Annotated in this window: 27 protein-coding genes; 24 read left to right on the plus strand and 3 right to left on the minus strand. The window is 64.1% G+C overall.

Going from position 1 to position 24,560, the window contains the following annotated elements; genetic code table 11:
* Positions 1 to 64: 64 nt before the first annotated feature.
* Positions 65 to 985, plus strand: a complete 921-nt coding sequence (locus JQ617_RS29125; protein WP_212029322.1) for a 3'-5' exonuclease — start codon at positions 65 to 67, stop codon at positions 983 to 985.
* Between the two features lie 36 nt (positions 986 to 1,021).
* Here the strand turns inward: JQ617_RS29125 and JQ617_RS29130 are convergent, their stop codons facing one another.
* Positions 1,022 to 1,207, minus strand: a complete 186-nt coding sequence (locus JQ617_RS29130; protein WP_212029323.1) for a DUF3606 domain-containing protein — start codon at positions 1,205 to 1,207, stop codon at positions 1,022 to 1,024.
* Positions 1,208 to 1,317: 110 nt separating this feature from the next.
* Between JQ617_RS29130 and ligD the strand changes: the two genes are divergently transcribed.
* From ligD to JQ617_RS29160, 6 genes are all read left to right on the plus strand, one after another.
* Positions 1,318 to 2,238, plus strand: coding sequence for a non-homologous end-joining DNA ligase (ligD, locus tag JQ617_RS29135; RefSeq protein WP_212029324.1), 921 nt, complete (start codon positions 1,318 to 1,320; stop codon positions 2,236 to 2,238).
* A gap of 349 nt (positions 2,239 to 2,587) precedes the next feature.
* The gene (locus tag JQ617_RS29140; protein ID WP_212029325.1) at positions 2,588 to 3,454 is read left to right on the plus strand and encodes a hypothetical protein; all 867 of its coding nucleotides are present in this window, start codon (positions 2,588 to 2,590) and stop codon (positions 3,452 to 3,454) included.
* Between the two features lie 671 nt (positions 3,455 to 4,125).
* Positions 4,126 to 4,365, plus strand: a complete 240-nt coding sequence (locus JQ617_RS29145) for a hypothetical protein (protein ID WP_212029326.1) — start codon at positions 4,126 to 4,128, stop codon at positions 4,363 to 4,365.
* A 139-nt stretch (positions 4,366 to 4,504) separates the two neighbouring features.
* Entirely contained in the window at positions 4,505 to 5,359 is an 855-nt protein-coding gene (locus tag JQ617_RS29150; protein ID WP_249157653.1) for a formate/nitrite transporter family protein, read from the plus strand.
* Positions 5,360 to 5,498: 139 nt separating this feature from the next.
* On the plus strand, positions 5,499 to 5,936 hold the full coding sequence (locus JQ617_RS29155) for a DUF2231 domain-containing protein (protein ID WP_212029327.1): 438 nt from the start codon (positions 5,499 to 5,501) through the stop codon (positions 5,934 to 5,936).
* Positions 5,933 to 7,270 carry a PQQ-dependent sugar dehydrogenase gene (locus tag JQ617_RS29160; protein ID WP_502754899.1) on the plus strand — a complete coding sequence of 446 codons (1,338 nt, stop codon included), beginning with the start codon at positions 5,933 to 5,935 and terminating at the stop codon, positions 7,268 to 7,270. The genes JQ617_RS29155 and JQ617_RS29160 overlap by 4 nt, the downstream gene beginning before the upstream one ends.
* Positions 7,271 to 7,722: 452 nt before the next feature.
* Here the strand turns inward: JQ617_RS29160 and JQ617_RS29165 are convergent, their stop codons facing one another.
* Positions 7,723 to 7,920, minus strand: coding sequence for a hypothetical protein (locus JQ617_RS29165; protein WP_212029329.1), 198 nt, complete (start codon positions 7,918 to 7,920; stop codon positions 7,723 to 7,725).
* Between the two features lie 215 nt (positions 7,921 to 8,135).
* Here JQ617_RS29165 and JQ617_RS29170 point away from each other — a divergent pair, with 215 nt between their 5' ends.
* The 15 genes from JQ617_RS29170 (at position 8,136) to JQ617_RS29240 (ending at position 22,001) form a co-directional block, all read left to right on the plus strand.
* Entirely contained in the window at positions 8,136 to 8,678 is a 543-nt protein-coding gene (locus JQ617_RS29170) for a hypothetical protein (protein WP_212029330.1), read from the plus strand.
* 1 nt (position 8,679) lies between these two features.
* A complete protein-coding gene (locus tag JQ617_RS29175) occupies positions 8,680 to 9,207 on the plus strand; it encodes a hypothetical protein (protein ID WP_212029331.1) in 528 nt (175 codons plus the stop codon).
* A 1-nt stretch (position 9,208) separates the two neighbouring features.
* Positions 9,209 to 10,030 (plus strand): metallophosphoesterase, encoded by an 822-nt coding sequence (locus tag JQ617_RS29180; protein ID WP_212029332.1) that lies wholly within the window; start codon positions 9,209 to 9,211, stop codon positions 10,028 to 10,030.
* Positions 10,031 to 10,107: 77 nt separating this feature from the next.
* Positions 10,108 to 10,692: a hypothetical protein gene (locus JQ617_RS29185; protein ID WP_212029333.1), complete on the plus strand. Its 585-nt coding sequence runs from the start codon at positions 10,108 to 10,110 to the stop codon at positions 10,690 to 10,692.
* Positions 10,689 to 11,450, plus strand: a complete 762-nt coding sequence (locus JQ617_RS29190) for a hypothetical protein (protein WP_212029334.1) — start codon at positions 10,689 to 10,691, stop codon at positions 11,448 to 11,450. Before JQ617_RS29185 ends, JQ617_RS29190 begins: the two co-directional genes overlap by 4 nt.
* Positions 11,438 to 11,713, plus strand: a complete 276-nt coding sequence (locus JQ617_RS29195; RefSeq protein WP_212029335.1) for a hypothetical protein — start codon at positions 11,438 to 11,440, stop codon at positions 11,711 to 11,713. The genes JQ617_RS29190 and JQ617_RS29195 overlap by 13 nt, the downstream gene beginning before the upstream one ends.
* 876 nt (positions 11,714 to 12,589) lie before the next feature.
* Entirely contained in the window at positions 12,590 to 13,324 is a 735-nt protein-coding gene (locus JQ617_RS29200; RefSeq protein WP_212029336.1) for a hypothetical protein, read from the plus strand.
* Positions 13,325 to 13,335: 11 nt separating this feature from the next.
* Positions 13,336 to 13,590 carry a hypothetical protein gene (locus tag JQ617_RS29205; protein WP_212029337.1) on the plus strand — a complete coding sequence of 85 codons (255 nt, stop codon included), beginning with the start codon at positions 13,336 to 13,338 and terminating at the stop codon, positions 13,588 to 13,590.
* Positions 13,591 to 13,618: 28 nt separating this feature from the next.
* Positions 13,619 to 16,009 carry a TnsB C-terminal domain-containing protein gene (locus JQ617_RS29210; protein WP_212029338.1) on the plus strand — a complete coding sequence of 797 codons (2,391 nt, stop codon included), beginning with the start codon at positions 13,619 to 13,621 and terminating at the stop codon, positions 16,007 to 16,009.
* Positions 16,010 to 16,029: 20 nt separating this feature from the next.
* Complete coding sequence (locus tag JQ617_RS29215; protein ID WP_212029339.1) at positions 16,030 to 16,695, plus strand: hypothetical protein; 666 nt, start codon at positions 16,030 to 16,032, stop codon at positions 16,693 to 16,695.
* A gap of 12 nt (positions 16,696 to 16,707) precedes the next feature.
* Positions 16,708 to 17,763 carry an ATP-binding protein gene (locus JQ617_RS29220; RefSeq protein WP_212029340.1) on the plus strand — a complete coding sequence of 352 codons (1,056 nt, stop codon included), beginning with the start codon at positions 16,708 to 16,710 and terminating at the stop codon, positions 17,761 to 17,763.
* Positions 17,760 to 20,108, plus strand: coding sequence for a hypothetical protein (locus tag JQ617_RS29225; protein ID WP_212029341.1), 2,349 nt, complete (start codon positions 17,760 to 17,762; stop codon positions 20,106 to 20,108). The genes JQ617_RS29220 and JQ617_RS29225 overlap by 4 nt, the downstream gene beginning before the upstream one ends.
* Before the next feature lie 21 nt (positions 20,109 to 20,129).
* On the plus strand, positions 20,130 to 20,615 hold the full coding sequence (locus JQ617_RS29230; protein WP_212029342.1) for a hypothetical protein: 486 nt from the start codon (positions 20,130 to 20,132) through the stop codon (positions 20,613 to 20,615).
* Positions 20,616 to 20,627: 12 nt separating this feature from the next.
* A complete protein-coding gene (locus tag JQ617_RS29235; protein ID WP_212029343.1) occupies positions 20,628 to 20,996 on the plus strand; it encodes a glyoxalase superfamily protein in 369 nt (122 codons plus the stop codon).
* A gap of 24 nt (positions 20,997 to 21,020) precedes the next feature.
* Complete coding sequence (locus JQ617_RS29240) at positions 21,021 to 22,001, plus strand: hypothetical protein (protein WP_212029344.1); 981 nt, start codon at positions 21,021 to 21,023, stop codon at positions 21,999 to 22,001.
* Between the two features lie 51 nt (positions 22,002 to 22,052).
* On the opposite strand, the gene JQ617_RS29245 is transcribed toward JQ617_RS29240, so the two are convergent.
* Positions 22,053 to 22,343, minus strand: a complete 291-nt coding sequence (locus JQ617_RS29245) for a hypothetical protein (protein WP_212029345.1) — start codon at positions 22,341 to 22,343, stop codon at positions 22,053 to 22,055.
* Positions 22,344 to 23,094: 751 nt separating this feature from the next.
* Here JQ617_RS29245 and JQ617_RS29250 point away from each other — a divergent pair.
* Both JQ617_RS29250 and JQ617_RS29255 read left to right on the plus strand, forming a co-directional pair.
* A complete protein-coding gene (locus JQ617_RS29250; RefSeq protein ID WP_212029346.1) occupies positions 23,095 to 23,718 on the plus strand; it encodes a hypothetical protein in 624 nt (207 codons plus the stop codon).
* A complete protein-coding gene (locus JQ617_RS29255; RefSeq protein WP_212029347.1) occupies positions 23,715 to 24,230 on the plus strand; it encodes a hypothetical protein in 516 nt (171 codons plus the stop codon). Before JQ617_RS29250 ends, JQ617_RS29255 begins: the two co-directional genes overlap by 4 nt.
* The last annotated feature ends 330 nt before the right edge of the window (positions 24,231 to 24,560 follow it).

Here is a 24,560-nt window from a genome sequence, read left to right on the forward strand (position 1 = left end):
AAAACGTCGTGAATCGCCTGTTTTTCGGGTACCTCGTCGAGGTTTTGGTCGGTATTGTCGGCCGATGAACGTGTTGCCGCAGCCCCTCCGAGATGAGACGTTTTTGGACTTGGCCGCGATGGCCGACGCACTTGGCCGGTCGACGGACTACCGCGTGCTACGGCGCCTGGTCGCGAGACCGACGTACACGCCGGCGAACGGGCAGGAGGTCAAGACCGGCGTCCTGCTCGACACCGAAACGACCGGCCTCGATCACCGCAAGGACGAGATCATCGAGCTCGGTATGGTCAAGTTCGACTACTTGGCTAACGGCCGCATCGTCGGCGTCAGGGATGTCTTCTCCGCCTTCAACGAGCCCAGTGGTCCCATCTCGGCCGAGGTGACGGCCCTGACCGGCATCACAGACGAGATGGTGGCCGGTCACAGAATCGACGATGCGGCGGTCTTGGCCTTCGTCGAGGACGGCGTGATCACGATCGCCCACAACTCCGCTTTCGATCGCAAGTTCGCCGAACGATACTGGCCGGTCTTCGAGGGCATGGCTTGGGGCTGCAGCGCGACCGAGGTCGATTGGCGCGCGCACGGATTCGCGGGTGCGCAACTCGGCTACCTGTTGAACGGCGCGGGCTACTTCCACCAGGCCCACAGGGCCGTCGACGATTGTCACGCTCTGCTCGAGGTCCTGGACTTTGTCCTGCCAACGACCGGCGCGCCAGCGCTCGCGCTCCTGCTCGACAAGGCTCGCAAGCCGACGATGCGCGTCTGGGCCGAGCAGTCGCCGTTTGAGCTGAAGGACTCGCTGAAGGAGCGCGGCTACCGTTGGAACGACGGCAGCGACGGCAGACCCAAGTCCTGGTACCTGGATGTCGACGAGGCCGCCGTCGACACAGAGATCGCGTTCCTGCGGAGCGAGATCTACATGCGCGACGTCGAGCCCGGCGTGCAGCGGCTGACCGCCTTCACCCGCTTTTCTTGCAGGGTCTGAGAAGGGGGGCAGACTTTCGACACCAGCGATTGGGGGCTACCGCCCGAGACGCTTCTCGACCTTCTTGCGGGTGTTGCCGATCTTCTTGACCGCTTTCTTGACGGCGGAAGCGGAGCGGCCGGTCTTCTTGGCTTCGTAGCCGACTTCGTGCTTCTGTCCGCCGGCGACGCGGGCCCGATCCTGCTTGCGTCCTCGCGCCGTCTTCTTTGCTGCCTTTGCCATGGTCGGCTCCTTCGTTGAACGATGCCGAAGCAACGTCACAAGGATTCACTGGTTCCGGAACGATTCGGTGCGTGCCACTTTGAATCACGTTTGTTGCGTGGAGTTCGTTCGTGGCGTTTGCGCGTAGGAAGCCGGCCGACATCGGTGTCAAGGCGCCATTCCCCGATTTCGTCGAGCCGGCCTTGGCAACCTCGATCGATAGGGTGCCGTCCGGAGCGCGATGGATTCACGAAATCAAATTCGACGGCTACCGCGTGCAGGTCCATCTGCACAATGAGGCGGTCAAGGTGTTCACCCGCCGCGGCCACGACTGGACCGATCGCTTCAAGAAGGTCGCCCACGACGCCTGGCGCATTAAGGCGAGCTCCGCGGTCGTGGACGGCGAGATCGTCGTGCCGGCCGCCGACGGCACCACCGACTTCTCGGTGCTGCAGAACGAGCTACGGGGGAGTTCGAAGCGCATCGTCCTCGCCGCCTTCGACTTGCTCTACCTGAACGGCCGCGACTTGAGGAAGCTTCCGCTTTACCAGCGTAAGGCGGAGCTCAAGAAGATCGTCGCCGGGACCGATGTCCAGTTCAGCGAGAGCTTTGAGATCGAGGGCGCCGAGATGTTCGCCCACGCATGCAAGCTCGGATTTGAGGGAGTGGTCTCGAAGGTCCGCGACAGCACGTACGCCAGCGGCCGCGGCAACAACTGGGTGAAGAAGACCTGCGCCCAGCGGGAGACGCTGACCATCGCCGGCTTCGCCTTGGACGGCTCGAAGTGGGACGGCCTCTACGTCGGCCGTCGGAAGGGTGACGATCTCGTTTACGCAGGCAAGGTCGACCACGGCTTCGACAAGGCCTCCACCGCGGAGCTTCGGAGACGTCTGGAGCCGCTCGTCCGGAAGACGCAGGCATTCGCGAAGCGGGTCGCGCACAAAGGCATCTGGGTCGAGCCCAAGCTGAAGGCCGAGGTCGAGTATCGCGCGAAGTCGGCCGAGGGGAAGGTTCGGCACCCCTTTTTCAGGGGACTCCGAGAGGATATCTGAAGTAACGCGGGTTGCTTCGTGAGGTGATCCGGAGGTGGGCCTTGGATGGGCGCGGGGGCATCGCGCGATCGGAGCGGATCTCGCCGACGACGTCGGCGCGGGTCGCCGAGCAGCCGCACTAGGTACCGCTCTTATGGAGCTCGAGCCAGCCTTGATCGCTGCGTGCTTGATACACGGCCGCGTCAGTAGCATCGATCCAGACACGCATGCGTCGGGTAACTCGACCGCATGCACTGGGCATCGAAATCGCCGAGGATGGTTCAAGTCGTGGTCTCGCAAGTTTCATCGGAGGAACTTACCGCCAAGCTGCGCATTTCTTGGGCATCGAGGTCTCAAGGAAGGAAGCTCCATGGCAGAAGGATTCGCACAGACGGCGGCAAAGGAGATCGTCGAACCGTCGGTTGCCGGCGTGTCATGGGCAGCCGTCCTGGCGGGTGCCGCGGCTTCGCTCGCCATAACCCTCGTCCTGCTATCCTTCGGCATGGGCATGGGCTTCGCGGTCGTGTCGCCGTGGGGCAATTCCGGCGTATCGGCGACGACGTTCAAGATCGGCACCGGCCTCTATTTCATCGTGATGGCGATGTTGTCGTCCTCGATCGGCGGCTATCTCGCCGGGCGTCTCCGGACGAAGTGGGTCGGCGTCCACACGACCGAGGTCCTGTTCAGGGACACGGCCCACGGCTTCCTGGCGTGGGCGGTCGCATCCGTCCTCGGAGCGGTGCTGTTGGCCTCACCCGCCACTACGCTTCTCGGCAACGCTCTCGGCGGCGCCGCTCAGGGCGCAGCAAGCGCCGCGAACTCCGGCCCGATGGCCGGTTACGTCGACACGCTGCTCCGTCCCAACGATCCGTCCGCACAGGCACAGGGACAATCTGATCCGCGGCCAGAGATGGTGCGCCTGCTGACTACCGACTTCCGTACCGGAAGCGATGTGAACGCGAACGACAAGGCCTACATCGCTAAAGTAGTGGCCGCGCGCACCGGCCTCAGCCAGGCCGATGCCGAGAAGCGCGTGAACGACGTCGTGACCCAAGCCAAAGCCGACCTCGATGCCGCTCGCAAGGCCGCGATGCAAACGGCCATCTGGCTGACGCTGTCGCTGTTCGTCGGTGCATTTTCCGCGACTCTTGCCGCCACGGAAGGCGGCGGACTTCGCGACGGGACATGGGGGAAGAAGCGCTCCGCGACCGCTCAACCATCACTGGCAAAAAACTGAGGAGATAGAACCATGCCCATTCTGCTTTGGCTCGTCGGCATTCCGATCCCACTCATCATCCTGATTATGCTGCTTCGGTGACGTCACGGCCGTCGCGGGCTTTAAGCGTGCGGCGGCCGCCCTTTCCCTGCCCTCGGGGACTGCAGCACGACGGCCGACGTTCAACTCGACCAAAGCCGGCGGTCGTCAGCATGGAAGCTCAATAAACTCGGTCGTCGAGATACTTTTGGACTCAATCATCGGACTTAGCCGCTTACGCCCTTTGAGCCATTCCTGAAGAGTTCCGGAACGGGTGCGAAACATAGGCGTTGCGCGGCTACGGGTATGGGCGCACGGTTGTGGACATCACAGCCCGGTTCCTGGCTACTATCTGTGATGAGAACGCCGATAGCGCTCCCGCCCTCTCGAGAAAGGGAGCAGCGCCATGCTGAAGCGGCGTCGTTTCAAGCAAACTAGATCGTTGGAAGAGCGTCTCGCCGAAGAGGCAAAACGTCTGCGCGAAGAAGCCAGACTGCTTCCACACGGGCCCGCACGCGAGCAAGTCATCCGGAAGGCCCGACAATGTGAGACTGGCTCGCACATCAGCGAGTGGCTGAAGTCGCCTGGATTAAAGCCGCCCGGTTGAGGCTACTGAACCCAGCAACTGTTGCTCCAAGGGGGCGTTGACCCTCATGGCAGAATCGTTCGGTCAGGAGTTCACTCTCATAGAGGCGACCTCGGATTCCGGGTTCACAACCGAGATTTGGCTTGCCCTGGCTAAGCCAAATCAGGCTGTGACGCTGGTCCTCGCGGCAGTTCCGGAGGGCTGGACAGCGCAAATACTTCCAGCCGTGCTTTCCGAAAAGCAGCAAAGGATGTTCGAAGAGGTCGAGCTCAAGCCGGGCGAAATCTTTAGGCTTTCGTCCGAGTAAGCGTACTTCGCCAACGATCACCTACTCGACCAAGGATCGAACTTCAGTCCCGGTTGCTGCCGTGGCTTGGCGCGGCGCGGGGCCGCCCCGGCACACGCCCGGCGGCACGGCTATCATCGATGAGAACCGGAAATAACATATGTCCGACAAGAGAAGCCCCCCGGAGAGCGAGCAACAACCGTCGATCACCATGTCCGACGACGACAAGAGATCGGTGGGCGAGAGGAGTTCCGGGTCCGCGAAGGTCGTCCACGAGGTGGTACGGCTGCAGGGAGACGAAGAACTCAGCCGATCTCTTCAATCGCTGATACTTTCCGGCTTTGCGGCTGGCGTGGCGATCTCCGCGTCGCTTCTGGTCGAGACGTCGCTTCACATACATCTGCCGAGAGCCGAGTGGGCCGACCTAATTGTCTTCCTCGGCTACCCGGTTGGCTTCATCATCGTCATTCTGGGCAAACTTCAGTTGTTCACGGAAGGCACGGTGACGGCGGTTCTGCCGCTCGCGACCCACCCTACTTTTCGCAATCTGCGACGCCTGCTCCGGCTGTGGATTGCGGTATTCGTGGCGAACATGGCTGGCACTATGTTCGTCGCCTTCTTGATCGCGCGATGCGCCATCGTCGGACGCGATCAGCTTGCCGCAGCCGTCGAAATTTCAACACCGATAATGGCGCACGATTGGGTGACGACGCTGCTGCTCGCCACACCGGCAGGTTTTCTCGTCGCATCGATCGCCTGGACACTGCCGAACGCACGCGGCAGCGAGTTTTGGGTCATCCTGATCGTCACATACGCGATAGCGCTGGGAGGGTTCAGTCACGTCGTGGCAGGCTCGGCAGAAGCCTGGTTGCTGATGCTGACCGGGCAGGCCACGATCGCCGCAACCTGCGGCTTTATATTTCCGGCTCTCCTCGGCAATCTCATCGGCGGGACCGGCTTGTTCGCCGTCGTCGCGCACGGGCAGGTCCGCAACGAAATCGAAACGGGAACCTGATCGAGATCGCACCTCGCGCTTCACACGGCTAACTCTACCCGTTTTTTGGCAAGCGAGGGTAAAAGGAACGAAACATCTGGAGACAGATTAGTCGCTGGACGCCGACTTGCGGCGGCGGCCGCAATGTTTCGGAGAGCACATGGCCAGATTGGCGCCCGCAGGCGGTCCCAAATCACTGCTCCATCCCGGCTTCATCGGCGCCGGATCAACCCTGCTTATCGCCGGGTTGGCCACCGATATCATGTACTGGAATACATCGAACTGGCAGTGGGCCAACTCGTCGGCGTGGTTGATTGCTGCAGGCTTGGTCCTCGCTCTCGTCGCCACGATCGCCCTAATCATCGATTTTCTCACCAGCCGAGCCGGACGGATCAACTGGATGCCGTTCCTGCTCGTCGCAGTGGCGGCCCTGCTGTCCCTCCTCAATGTTTTCGTTCACAGCCGCGATGCCTGGACTTCTGTCGTGCCGCAGGGAATTTCGCTCTCTGCGATCGTGACGATTGTACTCCTGATGGCCGCCGCCAGAGGTTGGAAGGTGACCACGCTTCGTACCACCGCGAGCGGAGACCGCCTGTGACTCATGCAATGCTTCGAGCCTTGCCGGCCCTCTTCGCCCTAGTTGCGCTAACCGCCTGCGACCAAGGCGGCGATCCCATGCGGCAATACGGGGCGGATCCCTACCTTCCGGAGCCTCAGAACTATCTGCTGCCCCCCATGAGCGTCCCCAAGGAGATCGGTTGGAAGCCGGGGGAGACGCCAACCGTCACCGAAGGATTGAAAGTTGAGGCGATGGCCACAGGGCTGATGCATCCTCGCATCGTCTACCCGCTGCCGAACGGCGACGTCCTCGTCGTCGAGGGTAACAGTCCGGGCACCACGCCTTTCCGACCCAAGGATTTCATCCAGGGCAAGGTGAAGGCGAGGGCTGGAACGGCAGGCAAGGGCGGCAACCGCATCACCCTGCTTCGCGATGCCAACGGCGATGGCAAACCGGAGGAGCAGACGATTGTCGTTGACCATCTTCACTCACCCTATGGTGTCACGTATGTGGACGGCACCCTCTACGTCGCCAACACGGACGCGATCATGGCGTTCAAGTACGCGCTCGGGCAGACCAAGATCACCGAGCCCGGTGTGAAGCTCGCGGACCTTCCGGCCGGACCGATCGACCACCATTGGACCAAAGCGATGGCCGCCAGCCCCGATGGGTCCAAGCTCTATGTCGGCGTTGGGTCCAACAGCAACATCACCGAAAACGGTCTCGACGCCGAAGAGGGGCGCGCCGCTATCTACCAAGTCGACCGCCTGACCGGCGCGAAGCGAATCTTTGCGTCGGGCACGCGCAATCCGACCAATCTGGCGATCGATCCCGACACGGGCCGGTTGTTCGCGGTCGTGAACGAGCGTGACGAGATCGGCCCGGACCTCGTCCCAGACTATCTCACCGCCGTTCAGGACGGTGCCTTCTACGGCTGGCCTTACAGCTATTGGGGCCCGCACGTGGACGTCCGAGTCCATCCGCAGCGACCCGATCTGGTGGCCAAGGCGGTCGAGCCGGACTACGGCCTGAGTTCACACGTGGCCGCGCTCGGCCTTGCGTTCAGCAAAGGCGAGACGCTGTCCCCCAAATTCACTAACGGCGTTTTCGTCGGTGAACACGGCAGCTGGGACCGCAGCCCGGTCAACGGATATCAGGTGATGTTCGTACCGCTGGTGCACGGTCGGCCGGAGGGTAAACCGGTCTCGGTCGTCACCGGATTCCTTGGTAGCGACAACGACACGGTGCGGGGCCGGCCCGTAGGTGTGGCACTGGACCGCACCGGCGCGATGCTGGTCGCCGATGACACCGGAAATGCAGTATGGCGTGTCAGCGCGGACAAGTCCGGGCAACAGGCCGGGTACTCGCGCTAACGCCGATGGGGAGTGGCAGTCAACTGCCAGGAAGCGATCCGACCGGTCGGCGAGGAGCGCATCGAAACGCCTCGAAATCAGGCGAGATTGACGGTCCGAATCGCCGAGCCGGTGGTACACAGCGGTGGTCACAGAATCCGGCCGGGCTTTTCGGGAATCCTTGTTTTTCGGCGGTTTTCGCGCGTAGGGCGCTGTAGGGAGGAGATTCCCACTCTCTCCGCCATCTCGTCATATGCTCGGACTGCCGGGTTGCGGTCTGAGTGACCTGCGTACTCCCGCACTATTTCACGGCCGGACTATAGGTCCCTATCGATGGGACCGGGCGCTCCGGCTCCTCTTGCGAGTCCCGCCAGGCTGGCCGAACGATATTGGCAGCAGCTTGTCTCCTCCCGCCTGGAAATCTTAAAGAGAAAAGCCGAAAGTTCAAACGCGCGGTAATTGCGGGTCCGATTTTAACTTCCGCGTTTGGCCTTTCGTCGCTTCAGCCATTCGGTCGCGGCCTCTTCCATAACGTCCCAAGCAGCACGATCCTCCTCGACGGCGGCGTGTTTGATCTGCTTTACAATCTCCGGCGACATCATCGTTAGAAACTGTATGCGATCGCCAACCGGCGTTCGCTTCTTTCGCTTTGTCGTTACTTCCTTAGCCATTCTGGCTACCGTACCCAATCGAGACCCCACAAAAAGAGTCCCATGGCTGGCAACGTACCGCAAGTCCATTTGCCCGCGCCTCCAACGCAAAATATTCGGTTTTTACTCATTCGACGCCTGCCCGGCGCAGATAGACGTGTCAAGGGATCATAAGATACATTTATATAGTTATATATTTATATAAGAACGAGTCACCATCTTCGTGGTGACATTCGATGGCATACACACTCAACTGGAAAGCCGAGCTCATCAAAGCTCACCGCGACCTGTTCTCTCCGCCATGCGATACCACATTGCCGGTCCGGGGCGTGCCGGAGTGCGGCCCTGGGTGGCATGACCTGCTCGACCGGATGTGCCTTCGGATCCGGATCGCGGTCCGCTCCGGCGGCACCTTCAGATTCAGCCAGATCAAAGAAAAGTACGGTAGCCTACGCGTCTATTGGAGCGGCAGGCTACCCTTAGCGGCAACCATCCAGGTCGAAGAAGCCATCGCGCTGGCGGAAGCCCGCAGCGCGACCTGCTGCGAGGTCTGCGGAGAGCTGGGCCGCCTGCACGACGGCGGGTGGTTGACGACCCGTTGCCCTGCGCACGCCGAGGGTCGGACGCCCGCCGGGGTCAAGCCGGGGCTCGAGAACATTTACATCGTCAGCTACGTCGCCGGGAATCGGAGCCAGGTCACGTGCCGGCGCTACCACCGGGACACCGACGCCTTCTCGGAGGTCGATCCCGCCTCCCTTCCGATCGAGGAGGGAGAGTGAGATGGCGATGGACTGGGGACATGACCTTATGCTGCGTCATCGGCGCCTCTTCGTGGTGAAGGTCGACGAGCCTTTGCGCTCGGCAGGCTATCCGTTCTGCGGACGCGGTTGGGCGGACATCATGGAGCGGCTCTGCCGCCGGATCGAAGGCGCGTTGCGCGATGGCGAGACCTTCGAGTTCGTAAGCATCAGGCAGAAGCTCGGCGTCCTCCGTGCCAACTGGACGGCCGAGGCCTCCGAGGACACCGAGGACACGATCGGTCAGGCAGTAAATCTTGCGATCGCCGGGTCAGCCTGCACGTGTGAGATCAGCGGCGGCGCCGCCCGCCTGTACAACAACAAGGGCTGGCTTGAAACCCGCTGCGCCGAGGACGCTGTCGGCGAAATCGTCCCGCCCCGTTACGGGGCGGGATCCGAGAACGTGCGCCGGTTCAGGAGGTGCCGCGCCGAGATCTATTTCGCGCACTACGACCGCGAGACCGACACGCTGACCGAGGTGCCGTCGCCCTCGCGAAGGCGGGAGGGCTGACATGCGCCTCTGGCCCATGTCCGACCTCCACATCGAACTCAGCCGCGGCTGGGACCTGCCGTCCGGAGACGCGCGGCCGGATTTCGACGTCATGATCGTCGCCGGCGACTTGATCCCGCGCGCCGAGCGCGGCGTCCGCTGGCTGATCGAGCGAGTGCCTGACCGGCCGGTGATCTACTGCATGGGCAATCATGAGCCGTACGGACAGGACATCGACATCGATCTTGAGAAGGCCAGAATCGCTGCAGCCGGCACGAACATCCACGTTATGCAGAACGAGACCCTGCGCGTGGGCCACGTCATTTTCGCAGTCACGACCCTCTGGACCGACTTCGCCCTGCACGGCGACCCGCATGGCGCGATGGCGCTCGCCGGCGAGCGCATGAATGATCACAAGAAGATCCGGATCAATCACTACCAACAACGCTTCCTGCCGCATCACGCCCTCACGCGACACCTCAAATCGGTAGCCTTTTTGAAGGAGGAAATGCGCAAGCCGCGCGGCGACGACCGCCTGGTCGTCGTCACCCATCATGCGCCGGTGCGGCAGGCTTCAAAAGCGCCTCGGCCGGAGAGCGACCGCGCCATGGACCCGGCCTACCGCAGCGACCTGACGCGACTGATGGTGCCGGCGCCCGACGACGGCCGCGGCGCGCTGCGGCCTGCGGATCTCTGGCTCTTTGGGCACACCCATGAGTCCTTCGACGCCGTGATCGGCGAGACCCGAGTCCTGTCGAACGCAAAGGGCTACGGCCCGTGGATGCCGCGCGACGTTACTTGGGACAACCCGAATTTCAACGAGAAGCTCATCATCGAGATATGAGGGCCGACCATGACCGACGCCGACTAGAAACACACCGAGATCCGCTTCGCCCTTTCCATAGTTCCGGATGCCTCGTCATGTTCTCCCCCAAGCCCCGCCGCCCCCACCTCTTCTCGTCCGCCAAAACCGCGGCCCCGGTCCCCGCGCGACACCCTGCGCTCCAAGACGCGCTCGCGATCGCATCGCTCGATTCGGCGGTTCAAACGATCTCACACGTTGCGGCGGCGAATGCTGGGTCCGCGCAAGTAGACGTCGACGCCGTCGTCCTGACGCGGCTCGACGGACGCTTCCACCTCGACGTGGTGCCTGCCCGCCGTGTTCGCGACTTGGACGAGGAAGGACTCATCCAAATCGCGTTGCGCGATCTCGGTCTTCGCCAGCTCGTCGTCACCGCCGAGGACCTGAGAGCCGAGCCGCGCCGGTCCAACGTCCGCCTGGTCTGGTCCTACAAGGACAAGCCCGTCGCCCTCCCGCTGCGCCTGCGCATCCTCAAGGCTCTCGCTGACGAGGGGCCGATGGAGCTCGGCCGTCTGCTCGAGACGGTCCGCAGCGACATCGATCCGTCGCCGGCGGTGATGTCTTTCGCCTGTGCCGACCTCCTCGAACTCGACCTGACCTCCGGACCGCTCGGTCCAACCACTCACGTGAGATCCCGCACATGAAAAAACCTACACGAGGTCGCTCCTCCGGCACCGTTATCCGCATGCCCCCGAAAGGCGCGAAGCCCCAGGGCACGGTCCTGATCGACAGCGTTTACGACCGAGAGCTCGGCAGGTTCGAGGACGACGAGCCCGAGATCGAGGGAAACTTCGAGCTCGACCCCGAGGAGGAGGCGGCGCCGCCGGGCTACCGCCCGGAAGCGGTGACCGCTGTCGTCGGAGCGGCCTTCGACGCCGCGACCACTGCGGACCAGCGCCGCCGGCTTCGCCACAACCAGGCGCTATGCGCAATCGTCTACGTGCCGACCCCGGTTTGGGTCATGCCCGTCTCGCTCTACTTCCGGTGTGCTTTCGGCGAACGGTGGCTGCAGCAGACCCGGCACGGTCCCACGGCGGGCGAAAGGGGTTTCGCCACCAGCTCCGCCTCGGTGTCGCTCGCCCTATCGGCCGGCCAGTCCGTCGTGGGCATCGCCGCCGATCTCAGCCTGCTTCCCCGATCTCTGATCGGCGCCGCCGACATGACGATCCAGATCCCGCCTCCCACCGGCGCCGTGCTGAAGGCCGCCATCACCCGCTTCGCCAGGCGCACGCCCGGGGAGTTCGACGATTCCATCGCGGCCGACCTCGACCTCGACGACGTCGTCGCGGCGTTCCGTCCCGGCGCCGGGCCGCAGCGGATCGTGCAGCGGCTCGCCGCGGCCGCCGCGGCGCTACGCCTCCACCGCGACTTCCAGAAGGAGCGCCAGCCATGCTCGTCGTGACGATCGAATTGTGGCCGGGAGGCCTCGGCGCGCTGCGGCGGCCGATCGGGACGCTGCACATCGGCAACGACAGCAACCTGGCGGACGTGTCGGATTATCGCGTCATCGCCATGGAATTGGCCAATCCGTTGATCGGCACGCCGGCCGGCGTCGCCCGATTCCGGGTCCTCGACCATGACCGTCGGCAGCGCGTCTGGGCTCTCCTGCAGCGGGCCAGCGAGGAGGCCATGAAGGCCGATTGGGTCTCCAAGGCATCGGAATAGCAGAGCATGTGGTCCATCCACCAATCGGCAGCGGCAACACCACGCGGTCGGGGGCGTCCCGCCCCGGAATCCGGGGCGGGACGGCTCTCCGGAACGGTCCGGGCCGCGGCCCGGCCTCCGAACGGGAGGGCAACGGACTGTTTTCGGGGAGCCGAGCGCGGAAAAACTGGCTCCGAGCGGCTGGCCACCCGGAGTTTTCCACAGCGTCGTCGGGGCCGGCGGGAATCCGATTCCGAGGGCGGCCGAGGGGGGTGTCGCGGCGCAAACCGACCGCCCGCTGCGACGGGGCGGCGGAGTCCGAGCCGGACGGGATTCCAAGGATTCGAATTTCGGGTCTCCGGAGAGAGAGTTTCGATTCCGCGGCCTCGCAGCGCAGATTCCCTCCGAGCGCGCCCTGCAAACCACAAATCCTTTCGCGCGCGTGCGGGAGGTCCGGAATCGGCGCCGTCCGCCGTCGCCGGACGCGCCGGCGGACGCGCCCAATCTACGATCGCCATTTTCGCGAACACAACTGGCTGGTTGAATCCGGCTGAGATTCCCGTTGCGCCTGGCGATCGCGATCGTCAGGTTCGCGCACGTAGACGAAACCCAGGGCCCAACCGGAAAGGAGACGGACGACCCCGATAGGCCCAAACGAAAAAGGCGACCCCGCGTCAACGGAGCCGCCCTTCGTCAGGGGTAAGTCGAACCTGGGAGAACCCGGGAGCGAGCAGACCGCCTCACTGAGACCCGCAGTCGAGCATTTCGACGCGGGGAAGGCAAGTCTGCTCGCCTCCGGATTTCTCCCAGATCCCCAGCAATTCAGCGCCACCGCCTGAAACCCTTTTCCGGCGAACGGCGGAGCTTTGCCCGGAACCCGGCTGGTCCGCAGCAGCAATGTCGAAGAAGCGTCCCAAGCTCGAATCCGTCCGCATCGTGCGCGCCAAGGGAGGCGGGCCGCTGCGGACCATCGTCGCCGCCGTCGTCGGTAAGCCGACGGGCAACTTCAACTCGCTGAAGGCGGGGCGCACGTTCGGATGGGAATCCATCGCCGAGCGCCAGTTCATGTGGATCTGCGAGGTGCGCTGGGAGGTCCGCAACTTTTTGGCCCAGCCGTTCCGATTCGAATTCCTGATGAGCGACGGCAGCATCCTGCATTACCTGCCGGACTTCGAGCTCTCCTTCGAGGGCGGCGAGATCGAGATTGTCGAGATCAAGAAGACCGAGAAGGATCTCAAGCGCGACCCTCTCTACGGCTTCAAGCTGTGGCTCGCCCGTTCCGTCTGCCGGCTTCGCGACTGGAAATTCCGCGTCGTCGTCGCCGAGAAGGAGTTCGCCGAGGGCCACGCGCTCGCCAACGCGCAGCAGATCCGGATGGATCGCTTCACGGCCGTCACGGCGGAAGATTACCTGCGCCTCGGCGAGGCCGCTTGGCGCTGCGGCGACGCGATGACGTGGGGCGACGCCGTCGCCGCCCTCAGCCGCACCGACGATCCATGGAGCCCGAACGGCGTCGCGCGCCTGCGCGCGCTGATCGTGCGCCGCCACGTGCGCGTCGACATCGATCTTCGCATCACCCAGCGGACTTCCGTCGTGCTGACGGAAGAGGCCGCCATCCAAACCAGCAAATGAGGAGACCCAAAATGTCCGTATCCCGCCCGACCAAGGCCTCGATGCCGTCGCTCCGTCCGCATCTCACCGTGTTCTTCGACCTCGCGACGCGAGCGCCGCTCGGTCACCACGTCGGTTTCGAGCCGCTGAGCATCGAGAGCTCGCTGCTCGCGCTGCGGCAGGCCATCCATGAGACGGAGTGGGACGCCTGGGGATGCCCGACCGAGATCCCGTCGGACCCGGCCCGTCCGGACGGCGCGCCGGACAGCGGCGCGCGTCCCGAGTGATCGCTGGACCACTGCAGGGGCGATGCGAATGTCCACGATCGACGTCAAGAAGGGCGACCTGTTTCAGCACCCGAAAAAGGGGCTGATCCGGTTCGATCGCTGGGAAAACCACAACGTCATGATGTTCAAGCCGCCGGGAGCCAAGGAATTCCCGCTGCTCGAGCACAAGTTCGTCCAGATGCACGGCCGCGGCGAGATCCGGCTCGTCCAGCAGGACGCCGAGGGCAATCCGATCGAGCTACGCGAATTCGGTCCCGGCGAGGGCTGGACCGATCCCGACGACACCGAGGAGAAGAAGGAGGCCAAGAGCACGGCCGAGGGCCGGCGGGCGCTCGCCTTCCAGTTCTATACCAAGAAGTGGGACGAGGAAGGCGGCGGGCCGCTCGGCGACATCGGACTTCAGAATCTAATCAGCCGCTGGCGGCCCATCTGCTTCCAGCTCGGCTTCGAAACCAACGACATCCCCCCGGGCAAGGACAAGCCCTTCCGCGTCCAGGTCGCGCGGCTGCGCCACTATGCCAAGCATTGCGGCCGGCCCGGCGAGCGCCCGCTCGCCGCCTTCAGGAAGATGACGGGCCAGTGCTCGAAGCGCCGCTGCGCCGACGAAGTCGAAGTCGTGATGAAAAAGGCGGTCGGCTATTTCTTCAGCGCCCGTCCGATCACCCACAAGGATGCCTTCGGCTTGCTGGTCGACGAGATCAAGGAGCTCAATCGCGGGCTGCCCGAGGAGAAGCGGTTCAAGCTGCCGAAGGCGGAAGTCCTGCGCCGCCGCATCGACAAGGCGATGACCTACGACAACCTGGCGCGCAAGACGACGCCGCGCGAGGCCTGGCGCAAGATCCACGGCTTCCGCCGGCACATCTCGGCCAAGCGCCCGCTCGAGCTCGGCATCATGGATTCGACGACGCTCGACGTCTTCGTCCTGGATTCCACGACGCTGATGCCGCTCGGCCGCCCGCAGTTCAACGTGTGCCTGGACGTCGCCACCAGGATGCCGCTCGGCTACTGCCTGACGTTCGAGCCGCCGTCGCTGTACTCGGCGCTGCTCACGCTGAAGCGGGTGAACAAGAATAAGAACTACGTCCAGCGCCTCTATCCCTGGATCAAGCGCCCGTGGGACGGCTGGGGCCGTCTGACCGAACTGCTCCTGGATCGCGACTGGGCACACCAGGCGCCGTCTTTCCAGCACGCCATGAGCAACGTCGGCACCGACATCCATTGGGCGCCCGGCGACACGCCCCAATACAAATCGATCGGCGAGCGCTTCTTCAGGACGGTCAACGAAGGCGTCATCCACAAGCTCGCCGGCGCCGTCCGCTACAACCCCTACGTCATGCGTCAGGTCGGTCTCGACCCAAGTAAGGACGCGCTCGTCACGCTGGACGATCTCGACGAGCTCATCCACGAATTCATCGAGGTCTACATCTACGACCGGCACGACGGCATCGGCGCCGTCCCGGCCCGCGTCTGGCAGGAGGGCCTCGCGATCCAGCGCCGCCCGTTCATCGGCGACGTGAAGGCCCTCGACCACATCCTCGGCCGGGTCGACACCGCCACCATCTCCGGCGCCGGCATCAGGTTCAAGAACATGCGCTGGCATGACGAAACCGTCACCTCGCTGCTCCTGAACGATCTCGTCCGCTACGAAAAGAAGCGCAGCCAGGACCCGCGCACCTTCGGGCAGTCGCGCGCGCACGTGATCGTCAAATGGAATCCGGCCGACGCCTCCTCGATCTCGGTCTGGAATCGCGGCGGCGATCCCAAGCCGTATTGGGTGACGATGCCGAACGCCGATCCGGAATTCCTCAAGGGCCTGAGCTTCTGGCATCACGACCGCCTGCGCGAGTTCGCGAAGGCGCAGGACCTCGAGTTCTCGACCGAGGAGCAGCGCTGGGACGCCTACAACCGGCTGCGGCGGCACTGGGAGAAGCTCGCCGGCGAGATGCCGATGCGCAACAGCCGCCAGGCGCGGCGCGGGCTCGCCTGGCACCTCGGTCAGTTCGACGACACCACGACCAACGAGCTGCCCGAGATCACGATCGACGACATCAAGGACGTCGAAGTCGAGGCGTCGACCGCCGGCCTCAACCGCGTCGAGCCCCAAGGTGTCCCCGACCAGCTCGCCGCCGAACTGCTCGACCGCGATCAACAGCCGCCGAAGGGGCGCACGCCGAGCAAGGCGACGGTCGCCAAGGGCCAGCGCACGAAGAAGCGCAAGAAGGCCGAAGCCGAGCAGGCCGAGCAAGACGCCTACGTCAAGAATCGCCGCGGCGATCCGACCGGCGACCCGCACGCGCGCGGCACTCCCGCCGTCGACGACGACGGCGACGACGTCGGCTGGGGCGAGCCCGACGAGGCCCCCGCCACGGCGCCCACCGAGCAACCCGAAGACGAAACCACCACCGAAGAAGGCTGGTAGCAGCAGAAAGGACCACCGACATGCGCACTCATGCCCGCAACATCATCGGCCGCCTCCGCGGTTTGTTCCGCAACGACGAACACGAAGCGGCCGCCGAGCCTGGCTTCGCCGACGCGACGCCGGCCATGGAGGAGGCCGCCGCCGACGTCCCGCCCGTGCCCACGCATCGCACGACGCTGACGCCGTCCGGCACCCTCTTCAACCGCATCCGCTTCGACAGCCCGGAGCTGGCCGAGATGCGGTCGAAGATGCCGCCGCGCAGCCGCGTCGAGTTCAGGATGGCGGACCCCTCAGACGCGTCGAGCATCCTGGTGTGGGACAGCAGCGCCCAGCCCGCGGCGCGGTGGATCACCGTTCCCGCCGCCGAGCCTATCAAGACGTCCCCCTCGAAGCGCGCCGCCGTCGCCGATCACGCGAACGACGTGCCCTTCGCATTCGCCACGGACGCCGAGCGTGCGGACGCAGCCCAAGCGATCCGGCGCCAATGGGAGAAGCTCGCAGCCAAGGCGTCCGAGCACAGCCTCCTCGCCCGCGCCGGCGACAGCATCGAGACGGCCGAGAAGCCTGCCCGCAAACGGAAGCCCACCAAGCCGGCGCTTCTCGCCCCCAAGCGCGCGAAGAGGCCCGAGGCGGCCGCGGCCAGGACCAAGGTCGCGACGCGGGTCTCCCGCGCCAAGCGCAAGTAATCGGAGGAAGTCATGGACAAGGTTAAGGATGGCATCGAGCGTCTGGCGAAGTTCGACTCGATCCTCATCGAACATCCCCGGCTCGGCAATATACGGGAGAAGATCCAGTGGCTGCTGGGCAATACCAGCAGCGTGGTCCACACGAACGAAGCCCGACGGGCGGCGGCCAAGGGCCGCCCCTGCAAGATGCGGGAGCTCTGGGTGCTCCCCATCGTCGGCCCCAGCGGCTCGATGAAGTCGACCTCGATCGGGAAGGTCGTGGACGAGATCAACGCCGACCCGAGCTTCGCCGAGGACGACATCCCCGTGCTCCTGCTGACGATGCGCGGCGTCAGAACTTCGCGCGCCTTCCTCGCGCTGGCGCTCGAGAGCTACGGCGATGCCGCGCACAAGATCATTCCGGGGTCCGGCCCGATCAACGCGCAGGTCGTGGTCCGAAGCATCTACGAGATCGCGCGTATCAAGCGCACGCTCCTGCTCGTCATCGATGAGGCGCACGAACTGCTTCGCCACGACGGCGGCAAGACCGGCCACAACATGGCGATGCTGCTGAAGACCATGGTGAACGAAGGCATCTTCAGCGTCGTCCTGGTCGGGACGGAAGAGATGCTCGGCCTGTTCCGTTCGCGGGAGCTGAAATCCCGCACGGTCGCGGACGAAGACGCCACGCTGCGCCCGTTCGACATCACGAAGGCAGGAGACCGCGCCTACTTCTTCAAGTTCCTGCAGCGTGTCGAAGACGAGATGGTGAAGCGCGGCGTCGTCGACGAGGCGCTCGGCTGGGTTTCCACCCTGGAGGACCGCGCCAAGATCTACGACATGTGCGAAGGCGTGCCGGGCATCGCGTGCCGGGTGTTGCGCATCGCGCTCGAACGCACGTTCCGCCGCGGCCGCACCTCCCTCGAGTGGGCGGATTTCGAAAGCGCCTTCAGGGCGTTCAACGCCACAGAGCTGCGCCCCCTTTTCGATCCCTTCGCGGAAGGGCCGCATAAGGCGACGCTCGGCCGCCTCAAGGCGGAGGCCGAAGCCAAAAAGAAGGGCTCCGGCAAGGACAAGGACGCCGCATGACACTCGCGGCCCCTCTCAAATTCATCGCGACCGTCGGCGCGCCGTTCGTCGACGAGAGCCTGCGCGGCTTTCTCGGCCGCGCGCTCTCGGTCACGGCCGTCAGGAACCACGCCACGTTGCTCAAGCTCGCCGACGTCACCAAGGGCAATGCGGTGTCGCTCGCGACGACGCTGACGGACCCGGACGAGATCGCGCGTATCGCCACCCTGATCGGATGCACGCCCCAGGACATCGCCTTGCGCACGTACCGGACCGGCGAGTTCTCGCACTCCCACTCCGAAAGCATCGATTTCTTCGGCACCCAGATTCGACTTCACTTCCGCGAAACCAGATATCGCCGGGTGTCGCCGAGGGCGCTCGGGATCGCTCAGTATCACCGCGCTCTTTGGGAGCTCCGCCCTCTCCCATACGACTTCCAGACCAACGAGAAGCTGCTCGGCGTCTGTCCGGCGTGCGCGCGGAAGCTCCGCTGGCTGCGCGCCGACGTGCCGACCCTCTGCGACAAATGCGATGCCGACCTGCGGGACTTTCCGCAGCCGGTCGCGTCGGTGGAGGACGAAGAGGCCTACGGTTTCGTGGTCGGGCTCGTCGATCCGGATCCCGTGAAGAAAGCGGCCGCCCGCCGGCTGCTGCCGGAAGCATGGCGCGACTTCTCGAACGGCGATCTGTTCGAGACCGTGATAGCGCTCGCATCGGGCCTCACGCTCGACCCGGCCCGCAGCGCGAAAAGCGCCCAGGGACGCGGGAAGAGCGGCGAACATTTCGACGCGCTGACGCCCGAGCTGCTCGCGATCAGCGGGCGCGCCATCATCGGTGGCGAGAAGGGCGCCGCAGCGCTGTGCGAGCACTACCGCGCCGACATGGAAAAGCGGCCCCAATACTACGGACGTCGTAAGGAATTGGGGGCATTGGCCTACGTCACCTACGACAAGCACATCGAACCGAAAATCCGCAGCCTGCTCGGCGGCATAATCAAGGCGTCCATGCAGACGACGAGCCGCAACGACTACCTGGTGCGCAAGGGCGCAGACGCCGACCCGTCGATGATGACGATCGAGGGGCTGTCCAAGACCTTCGGCATCCGGCGCTTCGTCGTGCAGCGGCTGTCGAAGAGCGGCCTCATTCCCGTCGTCCGTGCGAACGTGCGGTCGCCGGTCCGCATGGCGGTTGCCGACGTGCTGCCTCTCCTCGCCGACATGAAGGACGCCTTGAGCGAGCTCGCCACGGCCGGCCGGCTCGGGCTTCCGGTTACGGTGCTGCCGAGCCTCGTCGACCGCGGCCTGATCCGCCGGCTGAAAGGGCCGGTCTGCGGGCTGGTGCCCGGCTATCGCGGCTACACGAAATCCTCGGTCGACGAGCTCATGGACAAGATCTGGTCGAAGGCCCGCCCCGCCGGCGACAAATGCCACTCGATCGCGTACGCCGCCCGTTCGATGGGGCCCGGCGAGACGCCCTGGGCGGCCATCATCTCGGCCATCGTCGCCGGCGACGTCGAGATCCTCGACAAGGGCACCAAGAGCCGCAATCTCCGCTTCAGCCTCGCCGTCGAGGACGTCGATGCGTTCGTCGCCGGCGTGTCCGAGCACGTGATCGGCGCTCCCCCGGACTGCAACCCGCCCGAATGGATCGCGCAGTCGACCGCCGCCGAAATCCTGCACGTCAACGTAGCATTCGTCTCCCGCCTGGCTCACGCAAGGCCCGAGCTGCTGCCGCCGCGGGGTCCCGGATTCACCCCCTACTCGACGATGGAGGTCCACGCCCTCGCCGGCGTCTACATCTTCGTCGCCGAGATCGCCCACCGGAGCGGCATGCATCCTCGCCGCGTGCCTACCTGGCTGCGGTCCAGCGGCGTCCATCCGGAGATCGCGCTGCAAGAGAACCGCGACTTCGGCTACCTGCGCCTCGCCGTCGAGCCGCTGCTGACCGAGGTCATCGGTGAGACTGCCGGGAAGAAGGCCGCACTCGCGGAGGCGCCCGAGACCGTCCGCACCAGGTTTATCGCCGCGGTCGCCGCCGGCGCCGGACCGAAGGCCACGGCCGAGGCGATGGGCTTGCCTTACCGCAAGGCCAAGCGTTGGTTCGAAGTCTGGCGCGACACCGGCGCCACGGCCGAGCGCAAGTTTGGCTTCCGGTCACAGCTCGATAAGCACGAAGACTTTCTCCGCCTGCTCGTCGCCGCAAGGCCGAACATCAAGCTCGCGGAGATCTACGACGTGGTCACCCGCCGCGGCGTGAAGACGAGCAAGATCGCCGTCTGGAATGCGCTGAAGCGGTTCGGCATCAAGCTCGGCCGACCGCGAGGTAGGCAAGCAGCCGAGATCCAGAAGCTCATCTCCCAGTCCTAGAAGCCAAGAAAGGAATTCAAGATGAAGTTCGACACCACGCCCTTCCTGTCGCCCGCCCGCGGGGCAACCTGCCACAACCGGGCATGGGCCATCGAATTCGCGACCCTCGATCTCGATTGCCGGCCGTTCCTGATGATGGTGGCCGATATCTACGTCGACGCGCGCCTTCCGCTGAGCGTGACCGTGTCGGTCGCGATGCCTGAAGACGTCGTCGGCGCGTTGGAGCGGCTCGTCCACCGTTCGGGGAAGCCGGAGGAGATCTGGATCGATCACGACTTGGGTCACGGTCGCGCCGCGCTCCGAACCTGGGCCGAGCAGCGTCGCATCTCGATCGTCTATGGCTCGAGGCCCCGGACAAAGGCTCTCACCGAGCCCCTTGTCCGTGACCTCGGCGCCTTTCTGCACGGCAAGCGCTTCTCGAGCCTCATCGAGCTCGGTCACGACATCGAACGCTGGCGCCAGTCCTACGGCGCGGCCGACCACACCGTCCCCAACGACAACCAGTAAGAGGAGAACACGATGATCATTATGATGTCCGAGAAGCGCGTGAAGGGCTTGGCAAAGAGGCTGCGCAAAGTGCTGCGCGACCTGGGTGTCGAGTTCAAGCATTACGCCTGCGTCGAACTCGCCGCCCGCCTGTGCGGATTTCGCGACTGGCGGCACTTCCTGAGCCGCGATCTGGAAGCGCCCCTTAGCCTCCTCGACGAAGAGCTCTCGGAGGAGGAATTCGCCGCTCGCGACGCATTCCAGATGGCAGTGTTGCAGGCCGCCGGCCTGGGCGCCGTCGCCCGCGAGCTGCTGGACCGCGCCAACCCCACGGGTTCGTGGGCAACGCACGCCACGCAGGAGCCGTTCGGGGAATCCCTCGCCGGCAACGATCCGGTCTAGCTAGAGAGATAGGAGCGGCGTCCGATGACTGACGACACTGACGGATCAAGGATCCTGACGCCCGAAGTTCGGCGCCCGAAGAGCGGCGCCGAACGACAGCGCGCTTATCGGCAGCGTGAGCGGCAAAAGCGTCAGATTGCGCTGGCTCCGCCCGTTCTGCTCGAGGGTGTGCCGGTTGCTTCGGCCGTCACACCCAACGTCACCGCTACGCCCGTCACCCCCGTCACCGTCACCCCCGTCGCCGTTACGCCCATCACGCCCGTCACCGTTACACCCGTCGCGCCCGTCACCCTCCCCGTTACGTTACCTTTCACCGCGAATGTCACGGACGTCACGGAGCAGTGCCGCGAGGTGACGGTGTGGCGGCCGGTCAGCTCGTACGGTTTGATGGCAGCAGCTCTCGCGCTCGCTGGCGTCGGTCTCACGATGAACGGCTGGTTCGGCCGGACGCTGGGCTCGACCGATCTGGCCGGTTGGCTTTTCCTCGCGATCGGCATCGCGAGCGATCTCGCGGCACTCTTCATACCGCCCGCCGCGGTCCGGCTTTGGCACTCACGTCAGCGGGCCACCGCCACGGTAGCTTGGCTGGTATGGTCCATGACCTTCGTGTTCGCCGTTACCTCCGGCATCGGGTTCGCTTCCGTCAACATCGCCGAGGTCACCCTGGCCAGAGCGTCACGCGTCACCCCCGCAGTAACGATGGCGCACGACGCGCTACGTGACGCCGTGGCGTCACGTAACCGAGAATGCGCCAATGGAGTCGGCCGCTTCTGTCGCGAGCGCGAGCAAGCCGTGACGGACCGACAGCGCGCGCTCGATGCTGCGTTGAGTGCAGTTGAACACACAGCAGACCCGCAGAGCGATGCAGCCGTTAAGGTCTTGACCTGGCTCACTGCGGGAACAATCAAACTGCAGGCCGATGGTTTCGCCCTGCTGCGCCTGATGCTACTGGCGCTGCTGCCGCAGATCGGCGGCATCTTGCTGATGATCGGCAGGGCCCGTTAACCACACCGCGCTCGGTGCCGGCCACCAGAAAAGCGGATTGGGCGTACCCAACTACACCACGACCTTGCGCAAGATGGCTAGGCCCCCTTCCGGCCCGACGAGATCCTGAGCGGCGTCCTCGAACTCGTGCCGATCCAGCCCGCCGAAGTCGTCCCACCAGTCCTCAGCGTACCTCGCCTCGACCATGTTGCCGAGAACGAGAATGAAATTCGCATTCATGACGTCGTTCTCACGCAGCCGGTCCCGCAGCACCGGGATGGCGCCGGCAGCCTCGCTGATGGCGGCGCCTCGCACGGACTCGTCGTGCATGGCCTCCCCGACCTTCTCCTCGATGAAGTCCATGAGATCGAGAACGAAGGCGGCGAATTCGGTACGGCGGGTGTCATGACTTGCTCCTTGATTTCAATCCGGAGCTTTTAGCCGCCGTAGGTTTCACGTGGGTCTCATCGGGTCCAAATCCGCAAGCTTTGCGACACGAAGCCGTCGCTACTAGCGACCTGCGAGCAGGCCGTGCATTGCGGCCCGCTCGCAGGAAACGACGCAAAAAAGCAGTCGAAATGGCCCCGCTTTCGCGAAAAAATCAGAAGAAATAGCAACGCCTTTTCAGCAGCTTACGACATCGAGTCGTTTTCAAAGCGAAAAACGGGGTGATCGAGTCGTTTTCAAAGTGGAAATCGAGTCGTCTTCAAAAGTCGGGGTCCAGCAAAATCAACGGGATAGGCGAGTCGTTTTCAAAGTGGCCCCACAAATGTGTGCGGACACTTTGAAAACGACTCGATTTCCGGTTTGAAAACGACTCGATCGACAAAGATTCAACTACAAGTATCAGCTCTTGTCGTTGATATTGCTAAGCAATCATTTTAATCGGCATCGCAACTACAGATAGCCGCCTCCGCAAAAACGGGAGGGGGTCCGCAACACCCTCCCCGCCTCCGACGACTTCAACGTCGCCATTCCGGTTGCAATACGGCTCTCAGATCCTGCAGAATCCCGGTCGCGGAGCTGCTGCGATGGCTTCCGCGAATTCGGCGGCGTTTCGCTCAACTTTCTCGCGTCATTCGAATTCGAATGCGCGCAAATCGAAGGTTCTGAAATGAAGCCGGTCGCCATTTTCTTTGCCTTGCCGATACTGCTGGCCAGTGGCTTTTGCTACGGTGACGAAATTTCCGCCAAGCTGAGCGACACTTCCTTCTACGTCGAGACCACGGACGGACGTCCAAGCATGTGCGGCGTACAATTCCGCATTTTTTATGCTGACCAATTCAACCGGTCCAGCGGCCTGAGCCAGGTCAGCGGGTCCCTGGTTTGGCTGGAAGACCAAGGAAGAATTCTTTTCCTAGAGAAGATTTCCGGAGCCGACATCCAATCAAAGCAACTCGTCCCGTTTCAGGTTGCCTCCGCCTTTCTCTCGTATGATGGCGAAACCACGCCGGCCAAACGGCTTCCTGGGGGTTGCACGGGCGACACCGCAGCCTTTTGTGGAGCCTATGTGGATGAATCAGCCATCGGCGCCCTTGCCTCGGTCTACGAGTCCACATTTTCCGTATCTTTCCGCCGGAAGGATTCACTAGTCGATACGGTCGTTAGGCTGGATCTGACCTCCGCCTCTCAAGACGAAGAACGCAGAAAGTCGTTCAACAGGTGTACGGACGCCGTGATGGAGCCGATCACACGCAATCTTCGTCAGCGCAGTCCAAACCAGCGGCCCGAAAAGTGAGGCGCTACGCCACCGTCACGACCGTCTGGCTGCTGCCGCCCCTGCTGTTCGCGGCGAACTGCGCGCTGACAGCTTGGCGCTATGGGTTCCACGGGATCCAGGCGACCCATATGTTCGCCCTTTTTGCGGCGACGTTCTCCTTGACCGGCGCCGTCATCGCGGTCCGAGCACAACCTGGCGGCCGTGGACTACGAATGCTGCGTCTGGTCGTCATCGTGCTCATACTCAGCATTCCGGCCGCGGCCTTTTCCGTCGTCCATCTCCGGAGCGTGCTTCCCTTCTCGGCTGCGGCATGGGTCACATCGGCGATGTTCTTTTGGATCGCCTCAACGCCGTTGTGGGGCGCGGTCCTGTTCTATCGTCCAGGTGCGCGCGGAGCATCCCTTCGAGCTCTGGCTACAATCGTCGCCTGCGTCCTTCCGTTCTGGCTGGCAACGTTGCCCTGTTTCTTTGGTTGCACCTACGGCTCTCCACCGAACATATCCTCCCCGACCGGCGGAGCGTCGTTTTGACAGGAGCCAAGCGCTTGCGCGCCGCGATGCCAATCCTTGGAGCTCTGTCCTTCATGGCGACCGCCCCGATGCCGGCCGTCGCCGGCCAGGCTGGAGTGCAGCCGACGACACCACTTCGGATCCCGCCAGCTCCGCCACCTACGCCGCCAGGCCTAACCGACCGAGAAAATAGTTTCATCCCACGCGTTCAGTTTCGTCTACCGGATGGGTATAAAACTCCGCCGCCCAATTCCCCTCTGACATCCGAACTCCCCTCCTCAGAGATACTCAGAGAGAATGCGGAACATGAAGCCGCGGAAGCGACAGCCGAAGCATGCGCAAGAGCCGCCC

This window comes from Bradyrhizobium sp. KB893862 SZCCT0404 (assembly GCF_018130885.1).
Lineage (GTDB): Bacteria > Pseudomonadota > Alphaproteobacteria > Rhizobiales > Xanthobacteraceae > Bradyrhizobium > Bradyrhizobium stylosanthis.

What these genes read in the sequence shown, in the direction of transcription:
- JQ617_RS29140 (WP_212029325.1), top strand. Translation starts at nt 2,588, where the DNA reads ATGGCAGAAGGATTCGCACAGACGGCGGCAAAGGAGATCGTCGAACCG.
- JQ617_RS29155 (WP_212029327.1), top strand. Translation starts at nt 5,499, where the DNA reads ATGGCCAGATTGGCGCCCGCAGGCGGTCCCAAATCACTGCTCCATCCC.
- JQ617_RS29145 (WP_212029326.1), top strand. Translation starts at nt 4,126, where the DNA reads ATGGCAGAATCGTTCGGTCAGGAGTTCACTCTCATAGAGGCGACCTCG.
- JQ617_RS29245 (WP_212029345.1), bottom strand. Translation starts at nt 22,343, where the DNA reads ATGGACTTCATCGAGGAGAAGGTCGGGGAGGCCATGCACGACGAGTCC.
- JQ617_RS29220 (WP_212029340.1), top strand. Translation starts at nt 16,708, where the DNA reads ATGGACAAGGTTAAGGATGGCATCGAGCGTCTGGCGAAGTTCGACTCG.
- JQ617_RS29210 (WP_212029338.1), top strand. Translation starts at nt 13,619, where the DNA reads ATGTCCACGATCGACGTCAAGAAGGGCGACCTGTTTCAGCACCCGAAA.
- JQ617_RS29180 (WP_212029332.1), top strand. Translation starts at nt 9,209, where the DNA reads ATGCGCCTCTGGCCCATGTCCGACCTCCACATCGAACTCAGCCGCGGC.
- JQ617_RS29130 (WP_212029323.1), bottom strand. Translation starts at nt 1,207, where the DNA reads ATGGCAAAGGCAGCAAAGAAGACGGCGCGAGGACGCAAGCAGGATCGG.
- JQ617_RS29185 (WP_212029333.1), top strand. Translation starts at nt 10,108, where the DNA reads ATGTTCTCCCCCAAGCCCCGCCGCCCCCACCTCTTCTCGTCCGCCAAA.
- JQ617_RS29175 (WP_212029331.1), top strand. Translation starts at nt 8,680, where the DNA reads ATGGCGATGGACTGGGGACATGACCTTATGCTGCGTCATCGGCGCCTC.
- JQ617_RS29190 (WP_212029334.1), top strand. Translation starts at nt 10,689, where the DNA reads ATGAAAAAACCTACACGAGGTCGCTCCTCCGGCACCGTTATCCGCATG.
- JQ617_RS29230 (WP_212029342.1), top strand. Translation starts at nt 20,130, where the DNA reads ATGAAGTTCGACACCACGCCCTTCCTGTCGCCCGCCCGCGGGGCAACC.
- JQ617_RS29195 (WP_212029335.1), top strand. Translation starts at nt 11,438, where the DNA reads ATGCTCGTCGTGACGATCGAATTGTGGCCGGGAGGCCTCGGCGCGCTG.
- JQ617_RS29125 (WP_212029322.1), top strand. Translation starts at nt 65, where the DNA reads ATGAACGTGTTGCCGCAGCCCCTCCGAGATGAGACGTTTTTGGACTTG.
- JQ617_RS29165 (WP_212029329.1), bottom strand. Translation starts at nt 7,920, where the DNA reads ATGGCTAAGGAAGTAACGACAAAGCGAAAGAAGCGAACGCCGGTTGGC.
- JQ617_RS29205 (WP_212029337.1), top strand. Translation starts at nt 13,336, where the DNA reads ATGTCCGTATCCCGCCCGACCAAGGCCTCGATGCCGTCGCTCCGTCCG.
- JQ617_RS29250 (WP_212029346.1), top strand. Translation starts at nt 23,095, where the DNA reads ATGAAGCCGGTCGCCATTTTCTTTGCCTTGCCGATACTGCTGGCCAGT.
- JQ617_RS29150 (WP_249157653.1), top strand. Translation starts at nt 4,505, where the DNA reads ATGTCCGACAAGAGAAGCCCCCCGGAGAGCGAGCAACAACCGTCGATC.
- JQ617_RS29225 (WP_212029341.1), top strand. Translation starts at nt 17,760, where the DNA reads ATGACACTCGCGGCCCCTCTCAAATTCATCGCGACCGTCGGCGCGCCG.
- JQ617_RS29200 (WP_212029336.1), top strand. Translation starts at nt 12,590, where the DNA reads ATGTCGAAGAAGCGTCCCAAGCTCGAATCCGTCCGCATCGTGCGCGCC.
- JQ617_RS29170 (WP_212029330.1), top strand. Translation starts at nt 8,136, where the DNA reads ATGGCATACACACTCAACTGGAAAGCCGAGCTCATCAAAGCTCACCGC.
- JQ617_RS29215 (WP_212029339.1), top strand. Translation starts at nt 16,030, where the DNA reads ATGCGCACTCATGCCCGCAACATCATCGGCCGCCTCCGCGGTTTGTTC.
- JQ617_RS29240 (WP_212029344.1), top strand. Translation starts at nt 21,021, where the DNA reads ATGACTGACGACACTGACGGATCAAGGATCCTGACGCCCGAAGTTCGG.
- JQ617_RS29235 (WP_212029343.1), top strand. Translation starts at nt 20,628, where the DNA reads ATGATCATTATGATGTCCGAGAAGCGCGTGAAGGGCTTGGCAAAGAGG.